The sequence below is a fragment of the Exiguobacterium sp. HSB13 genome (assembly GCF_056764755.1).
Genome location: NZ_JBUZOM010000018.1, coordinates 1 through 508 on the forward strand (window position 1 = coordinate 1; position 508 = coordinate 508).

Here is a 508-nt window from a genome sequence, read left to right on the forward strand (position 1 = left end):
GTTATGGGGAACAGAATTCCCGAAGAAGTTGTTGAACAGATTCGGACATCATCCGATATTGTAGAAGTCATTGGTGAATACGTTCAACTTAGAAAACAGGGGCGTAACTATTTCGGCCTTTGTCCATTTCATGGTGAGAATTCTCCTTCATTCTCTGTTTCATCTGATAAGCAAATTTTTCATTGCTTCGGATGTGGAGAAGGTGGAAATGTATTTTCCTTTCTAATGAAAATGGAAGGACTGGCTTTTACCGAGGCTGTTCAAAAGCTAGGCGAAAGAAATGGAATTGCGGTTGCAGAGTATACATCAGGGCAAGGACAACAAGAAGACATATCTGATGACACTGTCATCATGCAACAAGCTCATGAATTATTGAAAAAGTATTATCATCATTTATTAGTAAATACGGAAGAGGGAAATGAAGCACTTTCATATTTATTAAACCGTGGTATTACGAAAGAGATGATTGAGAAGTTTGAAATTGGTTATGCATCACCTGCCTGGGATG

General features: G+C 38.4%; 1 protein-coding gene. It reads left to right on the plus strand.

Going from position 1 to position 508, the window contains the following annotated elements; genetic code table 11:
* Positions 1–3 precede the first annotated feature (3 nt).
* Positions 4–508 (plus strand): CHC2 zinc finger domain-containing protein (locus tag ACZGCQ_RS16835; RefSeq protein ID WP_481266881.1); only part of this gene is annotated, 505 nt, incomplete at its 3' end.